Annotated in this window: 19 protein-coding genes and 1 pseudogene; 18 read left to right on the top strand and 2 right to left on the bottom strand. The window is 73.5% G+C overall.

Annotated features, from left to right (window positions below; all coding sequences use genetic code 11):
* The first annotated feature begins 9 nt into the window (after window positions 1-9).
* From araB to J2S41_RS28085, 17 genes and pseudogenes are all read left to right on the top strand, one after another.
* A complete protein-coding gene (gene araB / locus J2S41_RS28165; protein ID WP_310372044.1) occupies window positions 10-1683 on the top strand; it encodes a ribulokinase in 1674 nt (557 codons plus the stop codon).
* Window positions 1680-2372, top strand: a complete 693-nt coding sequence (locus J2S41_RS28160) for an L-ribulose-5-phosphate 4-epimerase (RefSeq protein WP_310372043.1) — start codon at window positions 1680-1682, stop codon at window positions 2370-2372. Before araB ends, J2S41_RS28160 begins: the two co-directional genes overlap by 4 nt.
* A gap of 45 nt (window positions 2373-2417) precedes the next feature.
* Complete coding sequence (locus tag J2S41_RS28155) at window positions 2418-3641, top strand: SGNH/GDSL hydrolase family protein (protein ID WP_310372041.1); 1224 nt, start codon at window positions 2418-2420, stop codon at window positions 3639-3641.
* A 59-nt stretch (window positions 3642-3700) separates the two neighbouring features.
* Window positions 3701-5275, top strand: a complete 1575-nt coding sequence (locus tag J2S41_RS28150) for a methyl-accepting chemotaxis protein (protein WP_310372039.1) — start codon at window positions 3701-3703, stop codon at window positions 5273-5275.
* A 71-nt stretch (window positions 5276-5346) separates the two neighbouring features.
* Window positions 5347-6387 carry a DNA polymerase ligase N-terminal domain-containing protein gene (locus tag J2S41_RS28145; RefSeq protein WP_310372037.1) on the top strand — a complete coding sequence of 347 codons (1041 nt, stop codon included), beginning with the start codon at window positions 5347-5349 and terminating at the stop codon, window positions 6385-6387.
* A 742-nt stretch (window positions 6388-7129) separates the two neighbouring features.
* A complete protein-coding gene (locus J2S41_RS28140; RefSeq protein WP_310372036.1) occupies window positions 7130-7708 on the top strand; it encodes a hypothetical protein in 579 nt (192 codons plus the stop codon).
* Window positions 7702-8646, top strand: coding sequence for a hypothetical protein (locus J2S41_RS28135; protein WP_310372034.1), 945 nt, complete (start codon window positions 7702-7704; stop codon window positions 8644-8646). Before J2S41_RS28140 ends, J2S41_RS28135 begins: the two co-directional genes overlap by 7 nt.
* On the top strand, window positions 8643-9317 hold the full coding sequence (locus J2S41_RS28130; RefSeq protein WP_310372033.1) for an SAF domain-containing protein: 675 nt from the start codon (window positions 8643-8645) through the stop codon (window positions 9315-9317). Before J2S41_RS28135 ends, J2S41_RS28130 begins: the two co-directional genes overlap by 4 nt.
* Before the next feature lie 2 nt (window positions 9318-9319).
* Window positions 9320-10096: pseudogene (locus J2S41_RS28125) on the top strand (CpaE/TadZ family protein); the annotation flags it as partial.
* Window positions 10097-10580: 484 nt separating this feature from the next.
* Window positions 10581-12137 (top strand): TadA family conjugal transfer-associated ATPase, encoded by a 1557-nt coding sequence (locus J2S41_RS28120; RefSeq protein ID WP_310372031.1) that lies wholly within the window; start codon window positions 10581-10583, stop codon window positions 12135-12137.
* A complete protein-coding gene (locus J2S41_RS28115) occupies window positions 12098-13042 on the top strand; it encodes a type II secretion system F family protein (RefSeq protein ID WP_374728277.1) in 945 nt (314 codons plus the stop codon). The genes J2S41_RS28120 and J2S41_RS28115 overlap by 40 nt, the downstream gene beginning before the upstream one ends.
* Window positions 13042-13929, top strand: a complete 888-nt coding sequence (locus tag J2S41_RS28110) for a type II secretion system F family protein (protein ID WP_310376581.1) — start codon at window positions 13042-13044, stop codon at window positions 13927-13929. The genes J2S41_RS28115 and J2S41_RS28110 overlap by 1 nt, the downstream gene beginning before the upstream one ends.
* A gap of 29 nt (window positions 13930-13958) precedes the next feature.
* Entirely contained in the window at window positions 13959-14174 is a 216-nt protein-coding gene (locus tag J2S41_RS28105) for a hypothetical protein (RefSeq protein WP_310372027.1), read from the top strand.
* Between the two features lie 8 nt (window positions 14175-14182).
* The gene (locus J2S41_RS28100; RefSeq protein WP_310372025.1) at window positions 14183-14632 is read left to right on the top strand and encodes a TadE family protein; all 450 of its coding nucleotides are present in this window, start codon (window positions 14183-14185) and stop codon (window positions 14630-14632) included.
* Window positions 14629-15072 carry a TadE/TadG family type IV pilus assembly protein gene (locus tag J2S41_RS28095; RefSeq protein ID WP_310372024.1) on the top strand — a complete coding sequence of 148 codons (444 nt, stop codon included), beginning with the start codon at window positions 14629-14631 and terminating at the stop codon, window positions 15070-15072. The genes J2S41_RS28100 and J2S41_RS28095 overlap by 4 nt, the downstream gene beginning before the upstream one ends.
* Window positions 15069-15509: a pilus assembly protein TadG-related protein gene (locus J2S41_RS28090; protein ID WP_310372022.1), complete on the top strand. Its 441-nt coding sequence runs from the start codon at window positions 15069-15071 to the stop codon at window positions 15507-15509. Before J2S41_RS28095 ends, J2S41_RS28090 begins: the two co-directional genes overlap by 4 nt.
* A gap of 23 nt (window positions 15510-15532) precedes the next feature.
* A complete protein-coding gene (locus tag J2S41_RS28085; protein WP_310372020.1) occupies window positions 15533-16816 on the top strand; it encodes a LysM peptidoglycan-binding domain-containing protein in 1284 nt (427 codons plus the stop codon).
* Window positions 16817-17111: 295 nt separating this feature from the next.
* On the opposite strand, the gene J2S41_RS28080 is transcribed toward J2S41_RS28085, so the two are convergent.
* Together J2S41_RS28080 and J2S41_RS28075 are read right to left on the bottom strand one after the other, a co-directional pair.
* Window positions 17112-18935, bottom strand: a complete 1824-nt coding sequence (locus J2S41_RS28080; protein ID WP_310372018.1) for a hypothetical protein — start codon at window positions 18933-18935, stop codon at window positions 17112-17114.
* A gap of 12 nt (window positions 18936-18947) precedes the next feature.
* Window positions 18948-19544 carry a hypothetical protein gene (locus J2S41_RS28075; protein WP_310372017.1) on the bottom strand — a complete coding sequence of 199 codons (597 nt, stop codon included), beginning with the start codon at window positions 19542-19544 and terminating at the stop codon, window positions 18948-18950.
* Between the two features lie 260 nt (window positions 19545-19804).
* On the opposite strand from J2S41_RS28075, the gene J2S41_RS28070 reads away from it, so the two are divergent.
* Window positions 19805-22483, top strand: coding sequence for a sensor histidine kinase (locus J2S41_RS28070; RefSeq protein WP_310372015.1), 2679 nt, complete (start codon window positions 19805-19807; stop codon window positions 22481-22483).
* Window positions 22484-22492: the final 9 nt, after the last annotated feature.

The following is a 22492-nucleotide window of genomic DNA, read 5'->3' as shown; positions in this document are numbered from 1 at the left end:
CTCCTCGCCATGACCGATGGTGTGAGCGCTAACAACGAGCGCGTGGTGATCGGTGTCGACTACGGCACGCTCTCCGGGCGCGCCGTCGTGGTCCGCGTCTCCGACGGTGCCGAGTTGGCCAGCGCCGTGCACGAATATCCGCACGCGGTCGTGGAGCGCACGCTGCCCGGCTCGTCCGTGCGACTGGCCCCGGACACCGCACTGCAGGTGCCCGAGGACTACCGCGAGGTGCTGCGGGTGACCGTGCCCGCCGCGCTGGCCGCGGCCGGGGTGCCGGCCGAGAGCGTGATCGGCATCGCCACCGACTTCACCGCCTGCACCGTGCTGCCCACGCTCGCGGACGGCACGCCGCTGAACGAGGTCGAGGGCTTCGCGGACCGGCCGCACGCCTACGTCAAGCTGTGGAAGCACCACGCGGCCCAGCCGCAGGCCGACCGGATCAACGCGCTCGCGCACGAGCGCAAGGAGCCCTGGATCAACCGGTACGGCGGGAAGATCTCCTCCGAGTGGGAGTTCGCCAAGGGCCTGCAGGTGCTGGAGGAGGACCCGGAGATCTACGCGCGGGCCGACCGCTGGATCGAGGCCGCGGACTGGATCGTCTGGCAGCTCACCGGCGTCGAGACGCGCAACGTCTGCACCGCCGGATACAAGGGCATCTACCAGGACGGGGACTGGCCGTCCACCGCCTTCCTGGAGGCGCTGAACCCGGGCTTCGGCGGCTTCGTCGACAAGCTCCGCCTCGACCTGTCGCCGCTCGGCGGGCTGGCCGGCCGGCTGTCCGCGGAGGCGGCCGCCTGGACCGGCCTGCCCGAGGGCATCGCGGTCGCGGTCGGCAACGTCGACGCGCACGTCACCGCGCCGGCCGCGGCCGCGGTCGAGCCCGGCCAGCTGCTCGCGGTGATGGGCACCAGCACCTGCCACATCATGAGCTCGGACGCGCTCGCCGAGGTGCCGGGCATGTGCGGCGTGGTCCAGGACGGGATCATCCCGGGCCTGTGGGGGTACGAGGCCGGGCAGAGCGGCGTCGGCGACATCTTCGGCTGGTTCGTGGACAACTTCGTGCCGGCGTCGTACGCGTCCGAGGCCGCCGAGCGCGGCATCTCGCTGCACGGCTACCTGACGGAGCTGGCCTCGAAGCAGGCCGTCGGCGAGCACGGCCTGGTGGCGCTCGACTGGCACAACGGCAACCGGTCCGTGCTGGTCGACCACAATCTGTCCGGCGTGATCATCGGCGAGACGCTGGCCACCCGGCCGGAGGACGTCTACCGCGCGCTGATCGAGGCGACCGCGTTCGGCACCCGGACCATCGTCGAGGCGTTCGAGCGGTCCGGCGTACCGGTGAACGAGTTCATCGTCGCGGGCGGGCTGCTGAAGAACGCGTTCCTCATGCAGATCTACGCGGACGTGCTGCGCCGGCCGCTGCACCTGATCGACTCCGACCAGGGGCCCGCGCTCGGCTCCGCGATCCACGCCGCGGTCGCGGCCGGGGCGTACCCGGACATCCGCGCCGCCGCCGCGGCCATGGGCAAGGTGCGCCGGAACGTCTACACGCCGGACCCGGCGCGCGCGGACGCGTACGACGCGCTCTTCGAGATCTACACCGAGCTGCACGAGCAGTTCGGCCGGAGCAGTAAGTCCCTCCACCGGCTTCGCGCCATCCGTAACCAGGCGGTGAACTCATGACCATCCCCGTTGAGCACCTCGAGATCGTGAACAAGCTGCGGGCCGAGGTGTGCCTGCTGCACTCCGAACTCACCCGCTGGGGCCTGGTGACCTGGACCAGCGGCAACGTCTCCGCCCGGGTCCCCGGTGCCGACCTCATGGTGATCAAGCCGAGCGGACTGTCCTACGAGGACCTGACGCCCGAGTCGATGGTCGTGTGCGACCTCGACGGCACCGTGGTCGACGGCGCGCACGCACCGTCCAGTGACACCGACTCGCACGCGTACGTCTACCGCGCGATGCCCGAGGTCGGCGGCGTCGTGCACACGCACAGCCCGTACGCGACCGCCTGGGCCGCGCGCGGCGAGGAGATCCCGTGCGTGATCACCGCGATGGCCGACGAGTTCGGCGGGCCCATCCCGATCGGCCCGTTCGCGCTGATCGGCAGCGACGACATCGGCAAGGGCATCGTGGAGACGCTGTCCGGGCACCGGTCCCCGGCCGTGCTCATGCGCAGCCACGGCCCGTTCACCATCGGCAAGAACGCCAAGGCGGCGGTGAAGGCCGCGGTGATGTGCGAGGACGTGGCGCGCACGGTGCACTTCGCCACGCTGCGCGGGCCGGTGCAGCCGCTCCCGCAGCACCACATCGACTCGCTCTACGAGCGCTACCAGAACGTCTACGGCCAGCGGCCCGCGCCGAAGGCCTGACCCGCGCGTACCCCGGGACATCGGCGGTTGTGAGATCATCTGCCGATGTCTCGTAGCGTGAGGAACGTCAGCAGGCGCGCGGTGCTGAGCGCCGTCCCGCTCGCCGCCGCCGCGGTGACGATCGGGCCGGGGACCGCGTCCGCGGCGCCGGGGCGGGTCGGCATCTGGGGGCCGTCGCTCAACGGGGGCGGCCCCAGCTTCACCGACCGGACGCTGCGCCAGGTGGTGTACGCGTCCGGCGGCGGGACCGCGCCCCGGGTGCGGCTGTCCAACCTGCGCGGCACCACGCCGCTGACCGTGGGGCACGTGGACCTCGCCGAGCAGAGCCTCGGCGGCATCGCCCGGGCCGGCAGCCACCGGCGGGTCACGTTCGGCGGGCAGGGGAGCGTGGTCGTCCCGGCCGGTCGGGAGATCATCAGTGATCCGGTCGACATGACCGTGCCGATCGGCGTGAACCTGCTGGTCAGCCTCTACCTGCCGGGCACGACCGGGCCGTCCGTGCGGCACCCGAACGCGCTGATGAACACGTACGTCTCCGACCCGGGGAACCACGCCGCCGACGACACCAGCGACGCGTACCCGATCCGGCACGGGGCCTGGTACTACCTCGGCGGCATCGACGTGGTCAGCGCGAGCGCCACCGGGACGGTCGTGGCGTTCGGCGACTCGCTCACCGACGGCTTCTCGTCGACCCCGCTGACGAACCGCCGCTACCCCGACTACCTCGCTCGCCGCCTGCACGCCGACACCGGTGGCGCGCCCCGGTTCGGCGTGGTCAACGCCGGGATCGCCGGGAACTCGGTGCTCTTCGACGCCGGCCCGGAGGCCGGGCTCAGCGCGCTGAGCCGGTTCGAGCACGACGCGCTCGGCCACCCGGAGGTGCGCGCGGTGATCCTGCTGGAGGGCGTCAACGACATCCTCCGCGAGGGCAGCGTGCCGGTCACGTCGTGGGACCTGCGGGCCGCGTACCAGACGCTGATCGACCGGGCGCACGCGCGCGGCGTCGCGGTCTACGGCGGCACGATCCTGCCGTTCGCCGGGTTCGACAGGCACACGGCCGCGCGGGAGGCGACCCGGGCCGCGCTGAACGGCTGGATTCGTACCTCCGGTGCGTTCGACGCGGTCGTCGACTTCGACGCGGCCCTGCGCGACCCGGCCAACCCCACCGCGCTGCTGCCCGCCTACGCGCACACCGACTTCCTGCACCTGACCGACGCCGGGATGCGCGCCATGGCCGACGCCGTGGTCGCCTCCGTTCCGCTGACCTGACCCGGGCGCGATTTGGCCATTTCCGCTGCTGAACCGCGATCGGCCCGCACGATGAAGTCATGGGGATCAGGGATCGCTCGGTAGGGACCAAGATCGGGTCGATCGTGGCGTTCGCGCTCGTTTCCCTGCTGGTGACGGCGGGGATGGCGATGGCCGCGCTGGACGACGTGGCGGAGCGGGCCCGCCAGCTCGAGCAGGTGTCCGCCTCCACCCGGCAGGCGCTGGAGGCGGACATGGCGCACGACGCCATCCGCGGCGACGTCCAGCGCGCGCTGCTCGCCACCACCGCGGCGGAGCGGCAGGAGGCGGCGGACGATCTGGCCGGCCACATCGACACGATCAGCGGGAACGTCGCGGACTTCGTGACCGGCACCGAGGAGAGCGCCGAGGTGCGGGCGGCCGCGCACGCCGTGCTCCCGGACATCGAGAACTACACCACCCTGGCCACGCGGACGCTGGGCGCGATCACCGAGCCGGGCCGGACGCCGCCCGGCTACGCCGACTTCCTGGAGAGCTTCGGCGCGGTGGAGGACGGGCTGCCGACGGTCAGCGACGCGCTGGCCGCGGACGCCGCCACGGCCTCCGCGGCGGTCCGCGACCAGCGCTCCGCGGCGCAGTGGCAGGTCGGGCTCTCCCAGGCCGCGTGCGCGGTCCTGCTGGCGACGCTGGCCTGGTTCGTGCTTCGCGCGATCCGGCGCCCGCTGGTGGAGGTCTGCGAGGTGCTGGGCGCGCTCGCCCGAGGGGACCTGACCCGGCGCGCCACCGTCACCTCCCGGGACGAACTGGGCCGGATGGCCGGCGCGGTGAACGAGGCGATCGACGGCGTGCGTACCGCGGTCGAGGCGTTCGCCGGCTCGGCGGAACGGGTGGGCGCGACCGCGCGGCGGATGTCGGACGCGTCCGGCCGGATCACCGCGGCGGCCGAGAGCGCGAGCGCGCGGGCGGTCGGCGCCACCGACGCCTCCGCGCAGATGTCCGCGAACATCGGCACGATCGCGCAGGGCAGCACGGAGATGGGCGCGTCCATCCGGGAGATCTCGCAGAGCGCGAACGAGGCGGTCCGGGTGGCCACGGAGGCCGCGGCCGCGGCGGCGCGCACGAACGACTCGATGTCGAAGCTGAGCGCGTCCAGCGCCGAGATCGACAACGTGGTCCGCAGCATCACGGCCATCGCGGGACAGACGAACCTGCTGGCGCTCAACGCGACGATCGAGGCGGCGCGGGCCGGCGAGGCGGGCAAGGGCTTCGCGGTGGTGGCCGGCGAGGTGAAGGACCTCGCCCAGGAGACGGCGCGGGCCACCGAGGGCATCGTCGGCCAGGTGCAGGAGATCCAGGCGGACACGCTGGCCGCGCGCGAGGCGATCGCGCAGATCACCGGCATCATCGAGCGGATCAACGAGTTCCAGACCACGATCGCGGGTGCGGTGGACGAGCAGTCGGCGACCACCGGCGAGATGAACCGGAACATGTCCGAGGCGTCCGGCCGGGGCGAGGAGATCGCGGGCACGATGGCCGACGTGTCCCGTGCGGTGCGGGTGACGCTGGAGGAGTCCGCGGCCACCCGGGAGGAGGCGGACCGGCTCACCGAGGTCGCCACGGAGCTGGTGCGGGTCGCGGAGCACTTCAGATTCTGACGCCGTAACGAGACCGTTTCATTCACGTTCATCAGCGGATGTTTCGCGCTAATCCGCCGCACAATGTGGCTATGGGTGACCGACTGGACGCTTATCGTGGCAAGCGCGATGCGCGGCGTACCCCGGAACCCATTCCGGAGCGGATCAGGCTCGGCACCGGCGACGCGTTCGTGGTCCACCAGCACCACGCCCGCCGGCTGCACTGGGACCTGCGGCTGGAGCGGGACGGCGTGCTGGTCTGCTGGGCGGTGCCGCGCGGGTTGCCGCGCGACCCCCGGCGCAACCATCTCGCGGTGCACACCGAGGACCATCCGATGGAGTACGCCGGGTTCTCCGGCGAGATCCCGCGCGGCGAGTACGGCGGCGGCACCATGACCATCTTCGACCGCGGCCGGTACGAGGTGGAGAAGTGGAGCGACGACGAGGTGATCGTGGTGCTCCGCGGCGACCGGGTGTCCGGGCGGTACGCGCTGTTCCACACCCGGGACCGGGACTGGATGATCCACCGGATGGACCCGCCGGAGCCGGGCTGGACGCCGATGCCGGAGCAGGTGCTGCCGGTCCGCCCGATCCCGGCCGCGCGGCTGCCGGCCGGGGACGGGGACTGGGCGTATGAGATGGAGTGGGACGGCGCCCGCGCGATCGCCTGTGTGGACGGTGGCCGGGTGCGGCTGCTGGACGTGGACGGCCACGAGCTGACCGGCGCGTTCGGCGAGCTGCGCGGGCTGGCCGAGGCGCTGGCGCCGATCGAGTGCGTGCTGGACGGCGTGGTGGTCGCGTTCGACCGGGAGGGGCACGTGAGCCGTGCCGCGCTGCGCTCGCGGATCGAGGGCGGCGGGCGGCGGCGGGCCGGGCGGATCCCCGTACAGCTGCTGGTCTTCGATCTGTTGTGGTTGGAGGGCCGGTCGACCGAGGAGCTCGGCTACGCGGACCGGCGCTCGCTGCTGGCCGACCTGGACGTGTCGGGGGAGTCGTGGCAGACGCCGCCGTACTTCTCCGGCGGCGGTGGCTACGCGATCGACGCGGCGCGCGCGCACGGGCTGCCGGCGGTCATCGCCAAACGGCTCGACGCCCCTTACCGGCCCGGCTCCTGGCTGCGAGTGTCGGTCTGAGGCGCCGCGGAGCGGAGCCGGTGGCAGCCGGCCCCGCTCGACGCGTGTGGCGAGCCTCGGGTCGATCGGCTGCCATGATGCCGATCTTGTCCGATACGGGAAAGGCGGCCGCGCCGCACTTAAGCGAAACTTGAGGCAGTAAAGGGTTAAAACCCCCATAAGGGGTACGGAGTGAGTGCGGGGCCTTAACTACGCAGAGTATTTTTCATGTTGCGGAAGTGCTCGATGTGGCCGGTGTGCCGGCCGATTCCACGATCGAGGGCCGCGCGGGCGGGGATCGATTACCACCATCGCGTCCCGGTCGGCCGCATCCGCGTCGGCGTGTCGCCCGCTGCGTTTACACGCTCCGACCGGGAATCCCGCTCGTCGCGGCGCGGTCCGGGGCGGATGACGGGCGGCCGGGCGCGAGATGTCGGGAACATTGACGGCACTGAGAGCGCAAGATCGGGGCCGTGAGCTGGAGATCGTCACTCTTAGTACGGACTTGGATTGCCTCTGTTCTATCGGCGTCGCTGAGCCTATGCTCCCCATTTGTCGGCGCAACACCGCCGGCGAACCGTCCCGGCGACCGGGGCGCGGAGTGCGACGGCCCCTGGGGAGGGCCGCGCGGGAACGGGAGCGCAGCGCGACTCAATCGCATATCGGGATCACGTAAGAAAACGCGCGCCCTGCGCAAAACGGGCGCCGCCTGAGCACGTCCGTCCATCGGCGCCTGCGATGTGCGGAAGGAGGTCCTTCATCGATGCACCGGGTGCAGCCGCACACCACGAGAAGGGTCCCCGCGATCCTTGCCACCCTTGCGATGGCGGTCGCCGTGAGCGCCTGCGGAAGCGGCCTGGAGGGCCCCACGCCGGTCTCGCTCGACGCCACCCCGTCCGCCGCCCCGACCGGGGACACCGAGCGCTCCAAGGCGGCCGACGCAGCGCTCGCCGCGTACCAGGGCTATATGGATGCCGCGCAAAAGGCATCGGCGATCCCGGATCCGCAATACGACGGCCTCCGGGAATTCCTCGCTGATCCACTATTGGCGCGGGTGCAGGCCGGAATCAGCGACCTCAGGCAGGAGGGCGCGATCCGGCAGGGGCGGCTGATCATAAATCCGACGGTCACCCTTGTTGATCTAGAAAGCACGCCCAAGACGGTTCAGATCCAGGACTGTGTCGACGGGACGGATTACGAAATGGTCTACGAAACGACGCGATCCGCGGTCCCCGGCAAGCGGAAGGTCCGCTACGTCGCCACCGCCACCGTGACGTACTACCCGGTGCAGGCCAGCTGGCTGGTCAGCGACGGGCTCTCACACGAGGACCAGCCGTGCTGACCCGCCGGACGCGCGTGCGCCTCGCGCTCGCCACGCTGCTCGCCGGGGTGCTCGCCACGACCGGCCTCATGCTGGTCCGCGGCCCGGATGTCTACGCGGCGCCGCCGGAGTGCCACAACACCCCGGACTCCACCGAGTGCAGCATCGGCGACGAGACCACCATCCCGGGCGACGGCAACGGCAACAACCCCGGCGGCGGAGGCGGCGGCGGAACGGGCACCTGTTCCTGGCGCGGCCAGGAGGTCGACTGCTACGTCGAGGGCGCCGGCTACTTCAACGGCAACGACGGCTGCTACTACCGGATGGCCGAGCCGCAGCCGGCGGGCGTGCCGGAGGGCAAGACGCGCTACCTCAAGTCCTGCCTGGACAATCCCGGCGCCCAGTCGGAGGAGGACCTCGATGCCCCGCCGGACGTGTTCGTGCCGGACCCGGCCGCGGTCGCTGCGGACATCGCCACCCGCATCGTGATCCCCGTTCCCGAAGCCGAATTGTCACCCGCCGGCGCGGGCGTGCTCGGCCTGCCGGTCTGGATGCGCATCCGCCAGGACACCGCGTGGCCGGACGCGCCGATCAGCAGGACCGAGTCCGTCGCCGGGCTCACCGTCACCGTCACCGCGACGCCGGTGCGGGCCGAGTGGGACATGGGCGACGGAGTCGGGACGGTGGTCTGCACCGGTCGCGGCGAGGCGTGGAGCACGGACAAGGGCACCGGCCGTTCGCCGTCCTGCGGATACCCGATGGCCGGCAGCAGCCTGCCCGGCTACCAGCGCGCCAGCAACACGAACCCGGGCGGCGCCCCCTACCAGGTCCGCGTGCGCACGTCGTGGGACCTCGCCTGGACCACCACGACCAGCGGGTCGGGCGTGCTGCCCGGCGTGACGACCGAGTACAGCACGACGGCCTACGTCGTCAACGAGCTTCAGGTGGTGAACCGATGACCGTGGCGCAGACGCGTCCCGCTCCCGGACCGGCCGATGCCCCGGTCGCCCCGCCCAAGGTGGTGCGCCAGCGTCGTACCCGGCCGGGGCTGCTCGGTCTCGCTCTGCTGCTCGTGGCGCTGGGCGGTCTCGCCGCGGCGTACGCGGTGAACTCGGTGCGCGCGACCGGCCAGTACATCGCGGTCGCGCGCCCGGTGTCGGTCGGCGCCCAGATCGTGCCCGAGGACCTGATGATCGTGCAGCTCGGCGGCGGTCAGGGCCTCACCCCGATCGCGGCCTCGGACGCGGACAAGGTGGTCGGCAAGCGGGCCGCGGTGGCGCTGTCGGCCGGCAGCCTGCTCACCCCCGACCAGATCACCGACAAGCAGCTGCTCGGCGCCGGTCAGCAGCAGGTCGCGCTCGGCCTGTCACCGCAGGAGATCCCGGCCCGCGCGCTGCGGCCCGGCGACAAGGTGCTCCTGGTCGGCGCGCCGGCGCGGCAGGACGCCGCGCCGTCCGAGGCCACCCGGTTCCAGGGCGTGGTGGTCGACACCGTCACGCCGCAGCAGGAGTCCGCGGTGCCCAGCGACATGACCGTCGTCTACGTCTCCGTCGCCGAGAAGGACGCCGCCGCCGTGGTGCTGCTGCACGCGCAGCGACGCATCTCGGTCGTGCTGCAGAGCGGATCCTGATCGTGGCGATCATCGCGTTCGTCTCGCCGAAGGGCTCGCCCGGCGTGACCACCACGGCCCTGGCCTGCACGCTCTCCTGGCACAGCCGGGTCGTGCTGGCCGAGTGCGACCCGGCCGGCGGCTCACTCATGGCGGGATACCTGGGCGGCGCGCTGGAGGGGCCGCGTGGCATCGGCGAGCTGGCCGTCTCCGAGCTGCGGGACGGCCGCCTGGAGCAGGACTTCTGGGGCCAGCTCGTGGACCTGGACGCGCCGAAGCGGCAGCGGCTGCTGCTGCCCGGCCTGGCGAACCCGGCACAGGCCGGCAGCCTGACGCCGCTCTGGGGCCGGTTCGCGGACTTCTTCACCCGGCTGGAGCACGAGAACCCCGGCTTCGACGTGCTGGCCGACTGCGGCCGGCTGCACGTGGCGAACCCGCCGTGGCCGATCCTGCGCGCGGCGTCCGCGGTGCTGGTGGTCACGTCCGCCCGGCTGCCGGACCTGTCGAACGCGGCGGCCACGCTCGAGGCGATCGGCCGCGACCTGCGCGACAACGGCGTACCGCCGGGCACGGTGCGGCTCGTGGTGGTCGGCGGCGGGCACGGCAAGGGCGAGATCAGCCGCGCGCTCGGCGTGCCGGTCGCGGCGCACCTGCCGATCGACCGGCAGACCGCCCAGGTGCTCAGCTACGGGGGTACGGTCCGCGGGCGGCGACCGCTGATGCGCGCGGCGGCGGCGCTGGAGGTGCCGATCCGGTCCATGGTGGACCGGCGCCGAGCGCGGGCCACGTGGAACACGACCGCGCCGCCGATGCCACCCGTCCCACAGCAGACGTCCGCGCCGCAGCACGCGCACCCGGCACCGCAGCACGCCGCGCCGGCCGGACCGCTGCAGCACACGGCCCAGCCTCAGCACACCGCACAGCCTCAGCACGGTGCGCCGCCGCAGCACGCGTGGCCGGCGGCGCCCCCGCCGGTACCGCAGCAGGCCTCCGCCGCCGAGCAGGTCGCAGGGCCGTCTCAGCCGGCCGCGGAGTCTCCGGCGGCGCCGCAGCAGCCGTCGGTGCCGCCGCGTCAGGCGGCGCGGGAGTCACAGACGCCTCGGGACGCGCAGCAGGGCGCGCCCGCCCGGCAGCAGCCCGCGCCGCCGACCCAGGAGAACCCGCCCGTCTCATGGCGGGCCCCACACGTTCCGCACCAGACCCAGCCAGCACCGCCGCCGGCTCAATCCGTCCGGAACGGGCAGTCGCCCGCCCCGGACGGGCCGATCACGGAGGAGCTGCCGCGTGCGGTTTGAGCCACTGTCCCAGGACCCCCGCCCGGCGCCGCCCGCCAACGGCCACCCGCCGGCCAACGGCGCGCCCCCGGCGTTCCCGGCCCAGGCGTTCCACCTGACGCCGCAGCCGGCCGGTGCCACCGTGGCGCCGCCGGAGCCACCGCCCGCGCCGGCCGGCGTGCCGCGCCGCGACTACGCGGTGGTCAAGGAGCTGCGCCGGCGGCTGAGCGAGCGGATCACGATCGTCGAGCGCGGCCAGAACCTCACGCCCGAGCAGGAGCGGCGCGAGCGGGACCGGGTCGCGGTCGCGGTCGTCGCGGAGTACGCGGACACCCAGCGCCGCACCGGCACGCCGATCTCCGCGGCCGAGGAGCGCTTGCTGCTCGACCTGGTCACCGCGGAGATGGTCGGCCTCGGGCGGCTCCAGCGGCTGCTCAACGATCCGTCCATCGAGGAGGTGCACGTGCTCGGCTGCGACCGGGTGCGGATCACCCGGCGCGGTGGCGGCGTCGACTGGGGCGAGCCGATCGCGGACAGCGACGAGGAGATGATCGAGACGATCCAGGCGGCGGCGCGCCGGGCCGGCGCCACCGAGCGGTCGCTGTCCACCTCCAAGCCCACGCTCGACCTGCAACTCCCGGACGGCAGCCGGCTCGCCGCGGTCTACCTGGTCAGCCGCCGTCCGTACGCGGTGATCCGGCGTCACAACACGCTCGACGTGACGTTGGAGGACATCGCCGGCGGCCGGGGCGACCTGGACGAGATGCTCGACCCGCTGCTGCGCGACTTCCTCCGCGCCTCCATCCGCGCCGGGCTGAACATCATGGTCGCCGGGCTGGCCGGCGCCGGGAAGACCACGGTCATCCGCGCCCTGATGCGGGAGATCGCGCCGGACGAGCCGTTCGTGCTGCTGGAGGAGAGCCGCGAGCTGCTGCCGGCCCGGGACGAGAACGGCTACCACCGGGCCGTGATGAGCTTCGAGGCGCGCGAGGGGCACGGCGAGCGCGGGCCGGACGGCCGCCCCGCCGGTGAGGTCACCATCGCGGATCTGATCCCGCTCTCGCTGCGGATGGGGGTGCTGCGGATCATCGTGGGCGAGGTCCGGTCGCGGGAGATCGTCCCGATGCTCCAGGCGATGACCACGAGCCGCGGCTCGATGTGCACGATCCACGCGCGTACGTCCACCGGCGTGCTGGAACGCATCATCGAGCTGGCGCTCTCCCACGGCCGCGAGATGACGGTCGAGATGGCCCGCCGGATGGCCGGCAACGCGCTCGACCTGATCGTCTACGTGACGATCGAGGACGAGACCGCGATCGGCGGCCGCAAGCACCGGTTCGTCTCGCACGTCGAGGAGGTCATCGGCGTGGGCGAGGGCGGCCGGCTCGCCACCACCACGGTCTTCGGGCCGGGGCGGGACGGCCGCGCGATCCCGATGCACCTGCCCGAGCGGGTCCGGGACCAACTGCTGCGGGTCGGCTACGACGCGCGCATGCTCAGCCGCTATATCGACGCGAAGACCGGCGCCTGGCGCCGGCCCCGGGTCAGTCTGCTGAGGCCGGCATGAACCAGACGGCGAGCATCTCGCTGATCGCGGCGCTGGGCGGTGCAGCGATCGTGGGCGGCCTGATCCTGGCCGCCGTGGCGGTCTTCGGCCGGCCCGGCCCGTCGGGGCCGGACTCCCGGCTGACCCTCCGGCTGCGGCGGATCTGGAACGGCAGCGACCCGAGCGCGGCCGGCCGGCGCCGCCACCACGCGGTCATCATCCTCGCGTTCGCCGCCGCCGCGCTCGCCTGGCTGCTCACCGGCCTGCCGGTGATCGGCGTGCTGGTCGGCATCGCGATCCCGGGCGCGCCCTGGCTGTTCACCGTGGGCCGGGCCGAGCAGCGCAGCATCGCGCGGGTGGAGGCGCTGGGCGAGTGGACGCGACGGCTCAAGGACGTCTCCAACATCGGCCAGGGCCTGCAGCAGGCCATCGTCAGCACCGCCGCCACCGCGCCGGACACGATCAGCGACGAGGTACGCACGCTCGCCGGGCGCCTGCGCGCCGGCGAGAACCCGGCGGACGCGCTGCTGCTGTTCGCGGACGAGATGGGCGACCCGGTCGCGGACCAGGTGGTCGCCGCGCTGATCCTGCACCTCACCGACCGCGGCGAGCGGCTCAGCGACGTGCTGGCCTCGATCGCGGCCGGTGCCGCCGCGGACGTCGCCACGCGCCGCGAGGTGGAGGCGAAACGCACCCAGCCGCGGTTCGCGGTCCGGTTCCTCACCGTGGTCACGCTGGTCGTGCTGGTGCTGGGCCTGCTGAACCCGCAGTACATGCGGCCGTACGCGTCGCCGGTCGGCCAGCTCATCATGGCCGCGCTCGGCACCGGGTTCGTGGCGCTGCTGGCCTGGGTGCGCGGGATGAGCATGCCGCCGCCGGTGCCGCGCTTCCTGAACCCGCCGCGGACCGAGGAGGCGTTCCGGTGATCGCGCCGTTCGGGCTCGTCCTCAACACGGATCTCGCGATCGCGGTCAGCGGCGGCGCGGCCGTCGGCGCGGGCGTGTTCATCGCGGTCCGCGAGCTGATGCCGGCCACACCCGCGCTGGCCCCGGCGCTGCGCCGGCTGCACCAGCAGCGACGGATGCCGATCGCGGAGGTGCGCCGCCGGCGCGGCCTGGAGTGGCTCGGCGGCTTCGCCCGCTGGCTCCGCCCGCCGCTGCGGGAGCTGGACCTGCTCGGCCGTACCCCGGAGCAGTACGCGCTCTCCATCCTGCTGTCCGCGTTGGTTGGCCTGATCACGCCGGTCCTGGTGGTCACGCTGCTGGCGCTGGCCGGGCGTCCGCTGCCCTTCGTCGTCCCGGTCTTCGCCGGCCTGGTGCTCGCGGCGCTGGCCGCCTGGGTGGCCCACCACGACGTGCTGTCCCGGGCCGAGCGCGCGCGGGGCGAGTTCAGCCGGGCGGTCTGCACGTACCTGGACCTGGTCGCGTTGCAGATCTCCGCGGCGCACGGGCCGGTCCAGTCCCTCGAACAGGCCGCCGAGATCTGCGACGGCTGGGTGTTCGAGCGCATCCGGGAGGCGCTGCACATCGCCCAGTTGCAGATGCGCTCCCCTTGGGAGGAACTGCGCGAACTCTCCGAGCGCATCGGCGTGCCCGAACTCGGCGACGTCGGCGCGATCATGCAGTCCTCCGGCACCGAGGGCGCCCAGGTGCACGACACCCTGCGCAGCCGTGCCGACGCGCTCCGGGACGAGATTCGGACGGAGTCGCTCGCCCGCGCCGAGGGGATCACGAGCCGGCTGGACATTCCCGGCGCGCTGCTCGTCTTCATCCTGCTCGGCTTCGTCATCTATCCGTTCATGGCAAGGGTCTGACCCCACAACCCCCGAAGGGAGGCCGCACCATGACCCTGTTCCTGCACGCATATGCCGCCGTCGCCGCCCGGCTGACGGACCTCAACCGGCCCGAGAACCGGGATCGCGGCGACAGCCCGGTGCCGACCGTCATCATCATCGCCGGTCTGGCCGCGCTCGCGGTCGCGGTCCTGGCCTGGGCCTTCAACGAGGCCAACCTGTTCATGGACCACGACACCGGCAACATCCCGGCCGTCCCCAACTGATACCGCCGATGAGGACGGGACACGCCTCCGCACGCCGCGCACGGTCCGCCGAGGACCGTGCGCGGCCGGCGCGCGCGCCTCGCCCCGACCGCGGCGCCTCGCCGGTCGAACTGGCCGTCCTGATGCCGGTGATCTTCTTCATGCTGTTCGGCGCCATCCAGATCGCCGCGGTCTACGTGGCCCGCGCCACCGCGCTCTCCGCCGCGCAGGAGGCGGTCGCCACCGAGCGGATGTTCGAGGCGCAGGACGGCTCCGGCTGGAAGCGCGCCGACGCGTTCATCAAGGCCGCGGGCGACTGGCTCACCCAGCCCACCATCACGGTGACCGAGACGGACACCGAGGTGAGCTGCGTGGTCACCGGCAACGCGCTCTCCGTCATCCCGGGCTGGACGCTCACCGTCACCCAGTCCGCCAGCGCGCCGCGCGAGCGCCTCACCCAGCCGGGCGGTGCCGGATGATCCGCCGCCGCGACCGCGGGTCGGTCTCCGTCGAGGTCGCCATCCTGACGCCGGCGTTCATCGCGCTCATCGTGACCGCGTTCGTGGTCGGCCGCACCGCCACCGCGACGAACGCGGTGGACCTCGCCGCGCACGACGCCGCCCGCGCCGCCTCGATCGCCCGCGACGCCGCCTCGGCGGACACGGCCGCGCGCGCCGCCGCCGAGAAGGCGCTCGCGCAACAGGACGTGACGTGCACCAACAGCAATGTGATCAGCTACGGCACGCCGAACTCGCTGCTCGGGGCCTTCGCTACGCCGGTCGGCCAGCCCGCGTCCGTGGTCGTCACCGTCACCTGCGTGATCTCGTTCGCCGATCTCGGGTTCCCGGGCGTGCCGGGCGACCGGACCAAGCAGGCCACCTACGAGTCGGTGCTGGACACGTACCGGAGCCGGTCATGACCGGGGCCGAGCGGGACCGCGGCCGGGTCAGCATCTTCCTGGCGATCGCGCTGTTCGCGGTGCTCGTCATGATCGGCCTGTCGTTCGACGCGGCCGGCCGGCTGCGCACCCAGCAGCGCGCGGACAACCTCGCAGCGGAGGCGGCCCGGGCCGGCGGCCAGCAGATCGACGTCGCGCAGGCGATGAGCGCCGGCCTGAAGGTCGTCGACATGGCCGCCGCCGCCGACGCCGCGGTCGACTACCTGGACCGGGCCGGGGTGGAGGGCGACGCGACCTGGGTCACCCAGGGCGAGGGCTGCGCCGACACCGCACGCTGCCTGCGGGTGGACGTGCAGATGACGTACGACATGGTGATGCTGCCCATCTTCGGCTTCCCGCAGCAGGTCACGGTCAACGGCAGCGCCACCGCGGAACTCCTGACCGACGAGGACATCTGACCTACGAGAGAAGGCGACAGGGTATGACGAGCACACGGATCTCCGTACCGCGAAGGATCGGGCGGATCACGACCGGGCTGGCCGGGCTCGTGCTGCTCGTCGGCCTGCTGGCCGGCGCGCCGATCGCGCTCTACGCGGTCGCCGGCAACCCGATCCCGGACCGGCTGCCCACGCTGGACGCGGCCGTCGCGACGCTGACCAGCCCGGACGACGGGCAGCTCTTCCTGCGCGCGCTGGCGCTCGTCGGCTGGCTGGGCTGGCTCACGTTCACGCTGTCCGTGCTGGTCGAACTGGTCGCGCTGGTGCTGCGCGTACCGGCGCCGCACCTGCCCGGCATGCGCACCCAGCAGCGGATGGCGACCGCGCTGATCGCGTCCGTCACGCTGATCGTCTCCACCGGCGCGGCGGCCTCCGCGTCCGCGCTCGGCCTCGGCGCCGCGCAGACCGTGCCCAGCGGCGTCGCGCCGGCCGCGGCGGCGCCGAGCATCGGCATCCCCGGCGACACGCCGCTGCACGTCGGCTACCAGAGCGCCGCTCCCACGTACACCGCCGGATTCGGCGCCGCGCCGGCCCGGCCGGACCTGGTCGCCGCGAGCGGCGCCTGGGACCAAGGCCCCTGGAGCGGTACGCCGGGGAGCGCCCCGACGCACGCGGCCGCGGGCGGCACCGCGGGCGAGGCCGGTGGCCAGGCCTACCGGGCGCCCGCCACGGAGGCACTGCCCGGCGACCCGGTCTACCGCGTCGAGCAGGACGACTACCTGGGCGCGATCGCGGACCGCTACCTCGGCGACTTCGAGCGCTACCCGGAGCTGGCGCAGCTCAACGGCATCGACGACCCCGACGTGATCCGGGCCGGCGACTTCCTGCACCTGCCGGAGAACGCCAAGGACCGGGGGGTACGCGAGCACGCGACCGGCCTGGTCGACGCGCCGCCGCCGGTCACCGCCACGCCGCCCGGCACCGCCCCCGACGTCACGGACCCCACGCCCGCGGCACCCGGCGGCGCGGCCACCCCCGCACCCGGCACGTCCGCACCGTCCACCTCGGCACCGACTCCCGCCCCGGCCCCGGCCACCCAGGCGCCGTCCACCCAGGCTCCCGCGCCCGGCGGCCAGGGGGCGCCCGAGGCGCCGCACCAGGGCGAGGACCCGCTGGGCGGACTCAACGGCGCCAAGGGGCTGGACGGCAACGACCGCGGCCCGCTCCCGCTCGCGGTCTCCGCCGTACTGGCCGCCGCCGCCGTGGTGGGCGCGCAGGTCGGCGCACTGCTCGGCCTCCGCGACCGCCGCCGCCCGTCCCGCCACTGACCGATCCACCAGGGGCCGCGCCGTCACCCCCGTCCGGCGCACCTGTGTGCGGCTGCCGCACACCGTGCGCGGCTGCCGCACACGTGTGAAGGCCGCACGCGTGTGAGGGGCGCACGCGTGTGGGGGCCGCGCTCGTGTGGGGGCCGCGCTCGTGTGGGGGCCGCACGCGTGTGGGGGCCGCGCCCGTGCGCGGCTCTCGCACTGTGCATGGCAAGCGCGGCGGTGAGCGGCTACCGCGTTCCGCGGGAACGGAAGCGGCCGCCCCGGGATCGGGGCGGCCGCGAGGTGTGGGGGTTCAGAGGCCGAGGATGCGGTCCAGGAAGTCGCGCTGGCGGCGGACCAGGACCCGCAGCTGCTCGGTGTCGCTCTGGCCGCCGGCGTGCGCGCCGCCGAGTGCCTCGCGCTGTTCGGCGATCGCCGCGTTGAGTGCGGCCACCACCTCGTCGACCAGCGTGCCCGCGTCCGCCGCGGCCTGGGCCGGGTCGTCGACGAAGCGGAGCTGGACCTCGCGCCACCGGTCGCGGAAGTCGCTCGCCGCGCTCTCGCTGAAGAACGCGGCCAGCGCGGGCTGCTCCGGCACGTCGCCGGGGAGCAGCTCGACCGGCTCGTCCACGGTGGTCGCGTCCCGCGTCTCCGCGTCGGCCGGCGCCGGGATCGGCTCGATCGGCACCGCGGCGCCGGTGACCGGCGTGGCCGGCTCGCCGTTGACGCGCCCGTCGCCGTCCCGGTCCCGGTCCGTCGTGCCGGTCGGGGTGTCGTGGTCGTCGGAGTCCGCCGATCGCGCGGCCCGCGCCGCGCCGACCGCACCGGCGGCGGCGACCCCGGCCACGGCACCGGCCGCCGCCGCGCCGAGCGCCGCGGTGTGTCCGGAACCGGACGTGTCCGCCTCGTCCCCGGGCCGGTCCTCCTCGGCCAGCCGCTCACTCGCGGCGGTCTCATCGGTGGTGGTGGTCGCGCCGGCCGCGCCGAACCCCTCGATGTGCGCGGGCTCCCCGACGCTCTCGGCCCGAAGCGGCTTGTCGTTCTCGTCCCCGTCCGTGCGGTCCGCCGCACCGAAGCCCTTGTCCCCGTCCGTGCGGTCCGCCGCACCGAAGCCCTCGTCCTCATCCGTGCGGTCGGCCGTGCCGAAGCCCTCGTCATCGGTGCGGTCGGCCGTGCCGAACCCCTCGACGTGGCCCGGGTCCCGGTCGGCCGCGGTCCCGGAATCCTCGGCCCGATCCGCGTCGGCGCCGTCGGTGTCGGTCGCGTCGTGGGTGCCGGTCGCGTCGCCCGCACGGCCGAACTCGTGGGGGGACTGCGCGGCCTCGTCGTCGGTGTCGCCCACGCGGCCGAAATCGTGCGGGGACTGCGCGGCCTCGTCCTCGGCCGCCTCGTCGGTGCCGGCCGGGCCGTCCCCGGTCCGGTGCGAGTCCCACGGCGACTCCTCGGCCAGATCGCCCTCCCGGCCGAACTCCGACGGCGACTCCGCCGCCACCGGCGTGCCGAACGCGTCCGTCCGCTCGGCGCCGGTCTGCGGCACCGGGGCGGTCGCCACCGCCGGCGCGTCCGGGTCGTCGATCTCGCGGCGCGCCGCCAGCTCGGACGCCGCCACGGCGCCGCCCACCGTGGCCGCGCCGAACGCGGTCTCCTGCGGCACCGGCTCGACGAACACCGGCTCGTCGTCCGTGGTCCCGGCCGGGACCACCTCGGCGTCGACCGGCTCCCCGGTCCGCACCGAGCTGTCGTCGCCGTCCCGGTCCAGGTCGGTGGAGTCCGGGCCGGCGGGGTCCTGGTCGACCGCGCCGATGGAGAAGTGCGGCCGGTCCGCGGCCGTCGAGTCGTCCGCGCCCGGGTCATCCCGGCGGGTAGTGTCCGAGAGGTCCGATGTGTCCGTCGGGTCCGAGTCCGTGAATCCGGTGGAGATGTGCGGCCGGTCGGCCGCGGTCGCGTCCGTACCGTCGCCGGGCCGTCCGTCGAGGTCGGTGTCCGGCGAGCGGTGGGTGCCGCCGTCGGCCACGTCGTTCTCCTCGGAGCCGCGTGGCACCGGCACCGGCTCGGAGCGGACGGTGTCGGTGCCGTGGTCGTTGTCGTCGGTCGTGTCGTCAGGCTTGGGGTGGGACTCGCTCTGGAAGAAACGCATCGGACGATCTCCTCACCGGTGGCTGGTGTGGGTGTTCTCGGTGGAACTGGCGGGAGAGTTCGGCGGCAGCGGGTCGGCTTCCAGCAGCTCGCCGAAGAGTGCGCGGTAGTGAACGAGGGCCTTGCGGAGCTGCTCGGTGCTCGCCTCACCACGGGCGCTGGCGACGCTGATCTCGTGCGCGTCCCGATAGTGGCCGAGCGTGTTGGCGTGCTCGACCGAGAGGTGGCGGAGCTGCTCGTCGTAGTTCTCCGTAGGATATCCGCGCTCGGCAACCAGCTGGGTCACAAGTTCATCAGCTTCGGCCACCGCCGCGACCGGCGAGTCGATGAACATGGCCTGGATCCGCTCCCACTCGGTGGTGTAGCGGGTACGGGACTCGTCGCTGAGCGGGATCAGGGTCAGCTCGGCGTGGCGGCGCTCGCGATCGAGCAGGTCCTTCTCGGCGGCCTCGCGGCTGCCGGACTCCTCCACGGTGCGGTCGTACTCGGGCCCGAAGCGTTCCTGGAGCCGGCGGCGGGAGCGGTTGCGGCCGAGGTAGACGGCGACGCCCGCGACGGCCAGGACGATGACGGCGACGACGATGAGGACGGCGATCTGCGTACCGGACATGGTTTCCTCCTTCCCCCGGCTAATGCCCGGCGGACGGTGATCGCCAATCCACCTTCGCGGGGTTTCTTCGCGACCGGCCGCGCGGGCTGACCGAAAGATCGGTCAATGCCTGATCACTCCCGGTCAGCGAGCCATGTCGCATTCCCGGTCCGTCTACTTGGGCCACCGGCGAGGTAGTGCGCGCGCCGTCGATTACGTATCCTGCCCAGCGGGGAAGGCGCCGAGTCGGCCCTGCCGAACCCCTCAGCGGACGAGGTCTGATGAACATCCGGAACTGGTCGATCCGATCGAAGATCATCGCGCTGGTGTCGGTGCCGCTCGTGGCACTGCTGGCCCTCTGGGTCTTCGCCACCGTGCTGACGATCGATCCGGCGATGCGCCTGCTGGCGTCGCAGGACGTGCTCGACCAGGTCGGCCGTCCCGGCGAGGAGTTGGTGGCGGATCTGCAGCAGGAGCGCCGGCTGTCCCTGGTCTACCTGGCCGGGAACGCGAGCACCCCCACCGCGCGCAGGGACAGCGAGGCGCTCACCGAGCAGCGCAAGCGGACGGACGCGGCGATGGCGGAGTTCCGGCAGCGCTCGGCGGACCACGCGGACATCGGCGACGAACTGGACCGCCGGCTGGCGACCGCCTACACCTCGCTGGACGCGATCGCCCGGCAGCGGGACTTCATCGACTCGCGCGACGTCGACAAGCCGGGCGCGCTGCGGTTCTACAGCGCGGTGATCGGCGACATGTTCAAGGTCTTCGACCTGCTCAGCCAGTACGACGACCCGGTGCTCAGCCGCCGCGCCAGCGCGATGGCCCAGCTCGGTCACGCCCGCGAGGTGCTCGGCCAGGTGGACGCGCTCGTCGCCGGCGCCTCCACCGCGGGGCAGTTCGGCATCAGTGAGCACGGTCAATTAGTCCAGATCATCGGTACGTACCGGTACCTGTACGACACCGCCGTGGCCGATCTCGACGCGCAGACGCGGCAGCGCTACAACCTGCTGATCCAGTCGCCGGTCTTCGAGCGCATGAACAGCATGGAGAACGCGCTCATAACGTCCGGCGCGGACGGCAAGGCCGTGCCGATCGGCCTGACCGAGTGGACCCGCACCTACGACCAGGTCGCGCTGCAACTGCGCGGGTTCGAGCAGTTCACCTCCGAGCGCGCGGCCGAGGACGCGGTGCCGCTCGCCGTGCGTACCCTCGGCCTGCTCGCGGTCGCCGGCCTGCTGGGCCTCGCCGCGATGGTGCTGTCGCTGGTCATCTCCGTCAAGGTCGGCCGGTCACTGATAAAGCGGCTCTCCGAGCTGCGCGCGGAGGCCACCGACCTGGCCGGTCACCGGCTCCCCGAGGTGGTCGGCCGGCTGCGCCGCGGCGACGAGGTGGACGTCGCGGCGGAGACGCGCAGCCTGGCGTTCGGCACCGACGAGATCGGCCAGCTGGGCAACGCCTTCACCGAGGTGCAGCGCACGGCCGTGCAGGCCGCGGTGGACGAGGCGGCGCTGCGCCGCGGCCTCAACGACGTCTTCCTCAACATCGCGCGGCGCAGCCAGACGCTGCTGCACCGCCAGCTCGCGCTGCTGGACCGGATGGAGCGCCGGGTCACCGACCCGGACGAGCTGGCCGACCTGTTCCGGGTCGACCACATGGCGACCCGGATGCGGCGCCACGCGGAGGACCTGGTGATCCTCGCGGGCGCGGTCCCGGGCCGCGGCTGGCGCAACCCGGTCCCGATGATCGACGTGGTCCGCGGCGCGGTCTCCGAGGTCGAGGACTACGCGCGGGTCGACATCGGCGTCGCGGACGACATCGCGGTCGTCGGCCGCGCGGTCGGCGACGTGATCCACCTGCTGGCCGAGCTGATCGAGAACGGCACGTCGTTCTCCCCGCCGCACACCCGGGTCAAGGTCGGCGGCGAGCCGGTGCCGAACGGGTACGCGATCGAGGTCGAGGACCGCGGCCTGGGCATGACGCCGGAGGAACTGGCCGACGCGAACCGCCGGCTCGCCGAGCCGCCGGAGTTCGATCCGGCCAACAGCGCCCGCCTCGGCCTGTTCGTGGTCGCCCAGCTCGCCGCGCGCCACCAGGTCCAGGTCAGCCTGCGCGTCTCACCGTACGGCGGCGTGACCGCGGTCGTGCTCATCCCGAGCGAGCTGGTCACCGTGGTCGAGCCGTCGCTGCCCCGGTTCGCCGTGGCGCAGCCGGCCACGCAGCCGGCGGTGCAGCCGGCCACTCCGGCGAACGGCCACGCGGTCGAGGCCCGGCCGGTCACGCCGCGGGAGATCGAACCCGCGCGCAGCGCCCGGCCGGCGGGTGAGACCATCGGCACGGTTGTGGTCGATGGGATGGAGCTGCCCGGCCGCCGGTCGACGAAGCGGCGCAAGGCGACCCCGGTCGCGTCCGCCACATCGGACACGGAGAATGTAAAGACAGAGGACGGCGAGGACGCGCCGACGCTCGCCATGCCGCAGCCGGGGCGGGAGGCGACGGACGCGGAGCCGGGGGACGACCCGGAGGAGACCACCACGATGGACGGCCTGCCCAAGCGCGTTCGCCAGGCGAGCCTGGCACCGCAGTTGCGCGCGGGGCGCCAGCCGGCGCAGCCCGCGCCGGCGGAGGCCGCACCGCGTACCCCTGATCAGGTCCGCAGTTTGATGTCCGCGCTCCAGGCGGGCACGAACCGGGGCCGGCGCGCGGCCGAGGCCATGATGACCACGGCCCCCGAGTCCGCCGCCGGGAAGCCGGCGCCGGAGCAGCGGAGCGAGGCGGTGCGCGCCACCGCCACGCCGCCGCCCGGCGCGGTGCTGACGCCGGCGCCGGGCACCGAGATCCCCGCGGTCGGCACGCCGACGACCGTGCAGTCCGCGGCGGCGGCCGAGAAGTCCGCCGCGACGGCAGAGCAGGGCGCGGCGGGGCACGACATGCACCAGGAAGCAGACAGGGACGCATAAGTGGCACAG

Source organism: Catenuloplanes atrovinosus, from assembly GCF_031458235.1.
GTDB lineage: Bacteria > Actinomycetota > Actinomycetes > Mycobacteriales > Micromonosporaceae > Catenuloplanes > Catenuloplanes atrovinosus.
This window is presented reverse-complemented; position numbering and strand designations above follow the sequence as displayed.

Excerpts from the sequence above, each read along its gene's own strand:
- araB (WP_310372044.1), top strand. The coding sequence starts at position 10 with ATGACCGATGGTGTGAGCGCTAACAACGAGCGCGTGGTGATCGGTGTC.
- J2S41_RS28160 (WP_310372043.1), top strand. The coding sequence starts at position 1,680 with ATGACCATCCCCGTTGAGCACCTCGAGATCGTGAACAAGCTGCGGGCC.
- J2S41_RS28155 (WP_310372041.1), top strand. The coding sequence starts at position 2,418 with ATGTCTCGTAGCGTGAGGAACGTCAGCAGGCGCGCGGTGCTGAGCGCC.
- J2S41_RS28150 (WP_310372039.1), top strand. The coding sequence starts at position 3,701 with ATGGGGATCAGGGATCGCTCGGTAGGGACCAAGATCGGGTCGATCGTG.
- J2S41_RS28145 (WP_310372037.1), top strand. The coding sequence starts at position 5,347 with ATGGGTGACCGACTGGACGCTTATCGTGGCAAGCGCGATGCGCGGCGT.
- J2S41_RS28140 (WP_310372036.1), top strand. The coding sequence starts at position 7,130 with ATGCACCGGGTGCAGCCGCACACCACGAGAAGGGTCCCCGCGATCCTT.
- J2S41_RS28130 (WP_310372033.1), top strand. The coding sequence starts at position 8,643 with ATGACCGTGGCGCAGACGCGTCCCGCTCCCGGACCGGCCGATGCCCCG.
- J2S41_RS28105 (WP_310372027.1), top strand. The coding sequence starts at position 13,959 with ATGACCCTGTTCCTGCACGCATATGCCGCCGTCGCCGCCCGGCTGACG.
- J2S41_RS28100 (WP_310372025.1), top strand. The coding sequence starts at position 14,183 with ATGAGGACGGGACACGCCTCCGCACGCCGCGCACGGTCCGCCGAGGAC.
- J2S41_RS28095 (WP_310372024.1), top strand. The coding sequence starts at position 14,629 with ATGATCCGCCGCCGCGACCGCGGGTCGGTCTCCGTCGAGGTCGCCATC.
- J2S41_RS28090 (WP_310372022.1), top strand. The coding sequence starts at position 15,069 with ATGACCGGGGCCGAGCGGGACCGCGGCCGGGTCAGCATCTTCCTGGCG.
- J2S41_RS28085 (WP_310372020.1), top strand. The coding sequence starts at position 15,533 with ATGACGAGCACACGGATCTCCGTACCGCGAAGGATCGGGCGGATCACG.
- J2S41_RS28080 (WP_310372018.1), bottom strand. The coding sequence starts at position 18,935 with ATGCGTTTCTTCCAGAGCGAGTCCCACCCCAAGCCTGACGACACGACC.
- J2S41_RS28075 (WP_310372017.1), bottom strand. The coding sequence starts at position 19,544 with ATGTCCGGTACGCAGATCGCCGTCCTCATCGTCGTCGCCGTCATCGTC.
- J2S41_RS28070 (WP_310372015.1), top strand. The coding sequence starts at position 19,805 with ATGAACATCCGGAACTGGTCGATCCGATCGAAGATCATCGCGCTGGTG.